Raw genomic sequence first — 5,730 nt, 5'->3', positions numbered from 1 at the left:
GAGTTCTCGTCGTTGATCGTGATCACCGGCCCGCCGCTGTCGCCGGTCCGGGCGATGACCGGGTAGGTGTTCGGGTCGCTGGCGCTTCCCCAGACGTAGGCGCCGTTGTTGACCCAGGTGGCGTTGCCGGCGTACGCGGTGCGGATGTTGCAGGCGACCTTCGTGGTGTAGCCCAGGTGGCAGGTGAAGTCGCCGACCGCCGCGTTGCGCACGCCGTTGAGGCGGCGCGTGTACCCCTGTGCGTCGAGGCCGTCCCACGTGTAGCGGCTCGTCGCCGTCTCGATGAACGCCGAGTCGAGGTCGTCCAGCTTGGCTCCGACCGTGCCGACGCGGTTGCCGCCGGCGGTGAAGACGCTCTCGCCCAGCCCGTAGCAGTGGCCGGCGGTGACGAGCCACTGGCGGTTGTCGACGGTGCTGTGCGCCGGGATGCCGCTGGTGCAGTGGGCGAACGAGCCGTTCGCGGGCCCGAGCGCGGCCCCCGCGTAGAACGGCGCGCTGTCGTTCCAGCGGCTCAGCGGCACCGCCGGCGGTGACTGGCGGACGCGGATGGGGGTGGTCCGGGCCGCCGCGAGTTCCTGCGTGACGGCGGGTTCGGCGAGGTATCGCCGCGCCGCCTTCGCGTCGTCGACGCTGAGCTCGATCGCTCCGCCGTCGACGGTGCTGCCCGCCATGTGGATCTTGAAGGGGAGGTCCCTGCGGCTGCGGAAGGTGTTGATCTCCTTCCTGATCTGCTGCAGCGACTTCGCGCTCTTGCGTACGTGCAGCAGCTTCGTGTCGGCCTCCGGGCCGGCCTTGCGCACGGCGTCGAGGAAGGCCGCACCACGGGCGGTGTCGGTGAGGTAGACGTTGACCGAGCGGTAGTCGGGGGCCATCTCGACCTGCGTGTACAGGTCCGCGTACGCACCCCGGCCGACCCGCGCCGCGGCATCGGCGACGGCCCGGAGCGGTTCCAGCACCTCGCCCTGCTGTTGGGGCGTCATGGCCGCCACGACCTCGGCGGACAGGGGTTCGGGTGCCTCGGCTTCGGCGGTCGCCGTCGCGGCGAGAGGGAGGACGGCCAGCACGGTGGCGAGCCCGAGCGAACGCCAAGCAGCCTTGTTCATACATCTCCTCGAATGGTGACTCTACGTACGCATCATGTACGCAGCGTGACCGTAGTGACCGCCCGAAATGCCCGGCAAGAGCGCACGGCGGCCCTCGGGGGGCGCGCAGGGGGCGTACGCCCTGCCCAGGTCTTTGCCGAGGCCGCCGGTCAGCCTTCCCTCATGCCGCGGCCGAGGAGAGAGCCTGGACCAGGTCGTCGCGGGACATGTGCGACCGGCCCGGCAGGTTCGCCGCGGCGGCCTTCTTGTAGAGGTCGGCCTTCGTCAGACCGGCCAGGTCCTCCTTGGGCGCCGAGCGGATCCGCTTCTTCGCCGCCGGCTTCTTCGCGGCCGCCTTGGAGGAGGCCGGGGCCCGGCCGGAGGCGGTGGCCTTGCCGCCGGTGGCCTTCGGGCTGCCTGCGCGCTCGATGCTGGCGCGCAGGGCGTCCATGAGGTCGACCACGCCGGTCGGCTCGGCCGCGGGCTCGGCCTTCTCCACGGTCTCCCCGGCCTTCTTCGCCTCGATGAGGGCGGCGACCTTCTCCTGGAAGGTGTCGTGGAACTGCTCCGGATCCCAGTCCATGCTCATCGCCCGGATGAGCTGCTCGGCCATCTTCAGCTCCTTCTCCGACGCCTTCGCCTCGGCCTTCCCGGGCAGGGTGCCGATCTCCTTCTTCGGGTCCCGGATCTCGTCCGCCCAGTGCAGGGTGTGCAGCGTGAGCAGCCCGTTCTCGGACTTGAGAGCCACCAGGTACTCGTGCTGGCGCATCACGAACGTGGCTATCCCGGCCTTCCCGGCCCTGGCCAGCGCCTGCTCCAGCAGGCTGTAGACCTTTCCGAACTCGGCCCCACGGGGCCCGAGGTAGTAGGTCTTGTCGAAGAAGATCGGATCCACCTCCGCCAGGTCCACGAACCCCCTGATCTCCAGTGACCGCGAGCGGCCCGGAGCGATCTCCTCGAGCTCCTTCGGCTCGATGAGCACGTACTCGTCGCCGGTGTCGAACCCCTTCACGATGTCCTCGAGCTCCACCTCCTTCCCGGTTCGTTCGTTCACCCGGCGGTTGCGGATCCGGTCGGAGGTACCGCGCTGGAGCTGATGGAAGTGGATCGTGTGGCTGTCTGTGGCCGTGTAGAGGCCGACAGGCAGGCTGACCAGCCCGAACGACAGATTTCCGGCCCAGACGGGACGTGCCACGGCCGCCACCTCCTCCAGTCACCCCCCTTCCCACTACACGACGCCTACCCCATCCGCACCACATCCGACCCGCACCGCCGGGTCGGCGCAGACCGAGGCATCTCAGGGGAAGGTGGGTGTATGGATGCCGATGAGGTGGCGTGGGAGCTGTACGGACTGAAACCCGAAGCGTTCACCGCGGCCCGTGCCGCCTGTGCGGCCCGGGCCCGCAGGGCGGGGGAGGAGCGCGGGGCGGGGGAGGAGGCGTTGGCCAAGCGGATCGCCGGCTGGCGCCGGCCGACACTCGCGGTGTGGGCGGCGAACCTGCTGGCCCGCGCCGATCCGGAACAGGCGCACCGCCTGCTGGAGCTGGGCAGGGGGCTGCGTGAGGCGCACCGGACGCTTGCGGGTCCTGAGCTGAGGGACCTGTCGCATCAGCGGAACGTCGTGGTCGCGGAGATGGCCCGCCAGGCCGCCCAGCTCGCGGGCGACGCCGGGCACCCCGTCTCCGATGCGGTCCAGCACGAGGTCGAGGAAATCCTCCACACACTCCTCGCCGAACCCGCTGCCGGCCCGGCCGCCGACTGGGCCCGCGGCTCCCTCACGGCCGCACCGCCCCCCGTGGTCGGGTTCACCGGACTGGAACCCGCCCCCGGCACCACACCACGCCGGGCGGCAGCGCCGCCGAAGCCCACCGAACCAGCCCGGAAGAAGGAGCCCGCCTCCTCACGGCAGCAGGAGCGCGAACAGGAGCGCGAGCGGGGGCGGGAGCGGGAAGCGCGGGCCAAGGCCCGGGCGGAAGCCGACCGCGCGGCGCGCGAAGCAACCCTGGCCGAGACGGAGCTGACCGCGGCGGAACGGGAACTCCGGAAGACCAGGTCGGAGGTGGCCGAGCTCGACGAACGAATCAGCGCCCTGCAGGACGATCTCGCCCGGGCCCGCCACGAGCGGGCCGACCTCCACGCGGCCGAGGAAGCCGCTGCCCGCCGCCACCGGCAGGCTGACCGCGCACTCGACAAGGCCCGCAGGGCCGCCGCCGAAGCCGAACGCGCCTGGAAGGCGCTGAACCGCTGAGCGGCTGAGCGGCCGAACCCCAACCGTCCGCCCGGCACCCCCTGGCTCCGGACGGCCATCGCCTCAGGAGTCGAAGAACCGTATGAGCAGAGACCCCAGGGCGATCGCCGGTACGCCGATGCCCCAGGCCAACTTCACGATCAGCCCCTCAGTGGCGAAGTCGATGTTCTGTCGCGTCCCGAGCTTCGCCCGGCTCGGCTTCTTCCGGTCGTAGACCACCGGGAACACGGTCCCCAAGGGCTCGGGCTCCTCGACGCCGACCTCGTAGAACCGCTCGTCGCGGCCACCCTCGGGGAGGCACACCCGGTAGTGGACGCGGTACTTGTGGTTCATCCAGTCCTGAACGACGGAGACCGCCTCACCCTCGATCCCACGCCGCTCCAGGGCACGCATTCGCAGGAACTCGACCAGGTTCCCCAGGGTGAAGACCACCGCCGCGAGCCCCACCATGACCAGCACCACACCGACTACGACCAGAACCCGATCCACCCGCCGCCCCCTCCACCGGTCCCCGCACGGGATCGCCGGAGTCTACCGGCTCAGGAGCAGGAGCGAACCGCATCGTCCCAGGCACCGGGGCTGCGGTAGTGGTTCCTGTGCCCGGCGGCGAGTACGTGGCGCAGTTCGGCAAGGTGCCGGGTGTCCGTGGGGAGGTCCAGTCGGCCGAGGAGGTTCAGTGCGGCAGCCGGCTCCAGGTCGCCGTAGACGTCGTGGAAGCTCGCTCGGATGCCGCAGAAGACAGCCGGGTGCAGGGCGGGAAGCCGCATCGCGGTGCGGTACGTCGGCTCCTTCACCGCCCAGCGCACCGGACCCGAACACTCCAGAACCCGCCGGGCCCGGCGGAGCAGGGCTGCCGAAGGCTCGGCCACCACCCGGTCGATGTCGTTGCCGAGAACCTCGGCGAAGGCCGCGGCGGAGGTGGCGTGGTCCTCGAACCAGTCCACCCACAGCGAGTAGGTGACGGCCTCGGCGTCCCGGTCCGCCTCCAGCCGCTGTCGGTAGCCTTCCCAACAGCACCTCGGCCGGCAGGGGCCCCTCCGCACTGTCGTTCGCGAACCGGATCTCGCACGTGACCCAGTACTCGTCGAGGAGGTCCAGCAGACCGAACGCCAACCGCAGCCGGCCGGCCGCGTCCAGGACTTCGGCGAACACGTCACTGGCCCAGGAGTGCGCCACCTGGTTGGCGGTGAGCAACGCGTCCGGATCCCCGTCGCTCACCCACCCGTCGCGCACCCGGCTGACGCCCTGATCAGCCGGCCAACGCCGCGCTGCCTCCTCGTCCCGCATCTCCACTCGGCACGTATGGCAAGCGTCGCATCGGCAGGCCGCTGAGCTCAGGGACGGCGTCCGGCCCAGGCCACCAGACGGTCGATGGCCGGGGCTCCGGGCTCCACGTCCACCACCTCGGCGAAGGGGATCCGGCCGCCACGGGTTTCGGCCGGCAGCGCGGGACGGACGACGCCGATCACCCGCTCGATGAGGGCCGGGTCCCATTCCGGTTCCTGCCCGGTCGCCTTCGCCAGGTCCCAGGTGTGCACCGTGACCTCGTGCGTGTAGACGGCGGCGGCGGCCGCGCCCGGCAGGACGCCGATCGGCAGGCGCAGCTGCCGGCCGAGGATCCCCGGATCCGCCCACACCTCCGCGACCTCGCGTGCGCCCGGCTCCCAGGCCTGCGCCCAAGCGCCGTCGGCGACCTCGTCGGCGAAGGAGGGGACGCTGAACGGGTCCTCGCCGCGCCCGATCACCGAGATCCGGCGGACGACGGCGACGAGGTGGCTCGACAGGCGCCGTACGTCGAACTCCTCGCAAGGGGTCGGGGCGTCGTACTGATCGGGTCGGATGGCGGCCAGCGTACGGCCCGCCAGCTCGATGGCGGCGGCGAGGTCGGTGCGCGGATCGAAGGAGGAGGAAGGGGCCGCGACGGCATCGGTGGAGTCGAACGCGGTCTCGTTGAGCTGCTCGGTCTTGTTCATGTGTTCATCCTGGAAGCAGAAGTGGCCATCTTCTGGCCAGTTTTCCGAGGAGAATGGAAAGCGACGACGAGGACGCCGGCCCCGGCCCAAGCCGAGGACGCCGTCCCAGGCCCAGACCCAGGAGGAACGAGGCACGTGAGAGCCGACCGGTTGGTGGCGACCCTGCTCTTCCTCCAGGAACGCGGCCGCGTCACCGTCCCCGAAGTGGCCGCCGAACTGGAGGTGTCCGAGCGCACGGCGCGCCGGGATCTGGAGGCCCTGGCCGCGTCCGGCATACCCGTCTACTCACAGCGAGGCCGCGGCGGGGGCTGGTCCCTCGTCGGAGGCGCCCGTACGAACCTCACCGGGCTCACCGCCGAGGAGATCCGGGCGTTGTTCCTCGTCACCGGCCCCCTGTCGGCCACCCCCGAACTGCGTACCACCCTGC

The 5,730-nt window shown here is 71.2% G+C and carries 7 protein-coding genes; 2 read left to right on the top strand and 5 right to left on the bottom strand.

The genetic code is table 11. The features are described 5' to 3' along the window. Both VR44_RS15085 and ku read right to left on the bottom strand, forming a co-directional pair. A partial coding sequence (locus tag VR44_RS15085) for a chymotrypsin family serine protease (RefSeq protein ID WP_045947996.1) occupies positions 1 to 1,103 on the bottom strand: 1,103 nt, incomplete at its 3' end. A gap of 160 nt (positions 1,104 to 1,263) precedes the next feature. Continuing rightward, positions 1,264 to 2,277 (bottom strand): non-homologous end joining protein Ku, encoded by a 1,014-nt coding sequence (gene ku, locus VR44_RS15080; RefSeq protein WP_063778923.1) that lies wholly within the window; start codon positions 2,275 to 2,277, stop codon positions 1,264 to 1,266. Positions 2,278 to 2,397: 120 nt separating this feature from the next. Between ku and VR44_RS15075 the strand changes: the two genes are divergently transcribed. Next, positions 2,398 to 3,330, top strand: coding sequence for a hypothetical protein (locus VR44_RS15075; RefSeq protein ID WP_045947994.1), 933 nt, complete (start codon positions 2,398 to 2,400; stop codon positions 3,328 to 3,330). A gap of 63 nt (positions 3,331 to 3,393) precedes the next feature. Here VR44_RS15075 and VR44_RS15070 read toward each other — a convergent pair whose 3' ends face one another. The 3 genes from VR44_RS15070 to VR44_RS15060 form a co-directional block, all read right to left on the bottom strand. Continuing rightward, on the bottom strand, positions 3,394 to 3,819 hold the full coding sequence (locus tag VR44_RS15070) for a DUF3592 domain-containing protein (protein ID WP_157880304.1): 426 nt from the start codon (positions 3,817 to 3,819) through the stop codon (positions 3,394 to 3,396). Between the two features lie 50 nt (positions 3,820 to 3,869). Then, entirely contained in the window at positions 3,870 to 4,274 is a 405-nt protein-coding gene (locus VR44_RS47155; protein WP_245691820.1) for a hypothetical protein, read from the bottom strand. A gap of 390 nt (positions 4,275 to 4,664) precedes the next feature. After that, the gene (locus VR44_RS15060) at positions 4,665 to 5,303 is read right to left on the bottom strand and encodes a TIGR03086 family metal-binding protein (RefSeq protein WP_052713610.1); all 639 of its coding nucleotides are present in this window, start codon (positions 5,301 to 5,303) and stop codon (positions 4,665 to 4,667) included. A gap of 135 nt (positions 5,304 to 5,438) precedes the next feature. Between VR44_RS15060 and VR44_RS15055 the strand changes: the two genes are divergently transcribed. Beyond that, positions 5,439 to 5,730, top strand: a 292-nt coding sequence (locus tag VR44_RS15055; protein WP_157880303.1) for a helix-turn-helix transcriptional regulator, incomplete at its 3' end; no start/stop codon positions are given.

This window comes from Streptomyces katrae (genome assembly GCF_000966975.1).
GTDB classification, from domain to species: Bacteria; Actinomycetota; Actinomycetes; order Streptomycetales; family Streptomycetaceae; genus Streptomyces; species Streptomyces katrae.
Note: the sequence above shows the minus strand (reverse complement) of the source record. Positions and strands in the feature narration are given on the sequence as shown.

What these genes read in the sequence shown, in the direction of transcription:
- VR44_RS15075 (WP_045947994.1), top strand. Translation starts at nt 2,398, where the DNA reads ATGGATGCCGATGAGGTGGCGTGGGAGCTGTACGGACTGAAACCCGAA.
- VR44_RS15060 (WP_052713610.1), bottom strand. Translation starts at nt 5,303, where the DNA reads ATGAACAAGACCGAGCAGCTCAACGAGACCGCGTTCGACTCCACCGAT.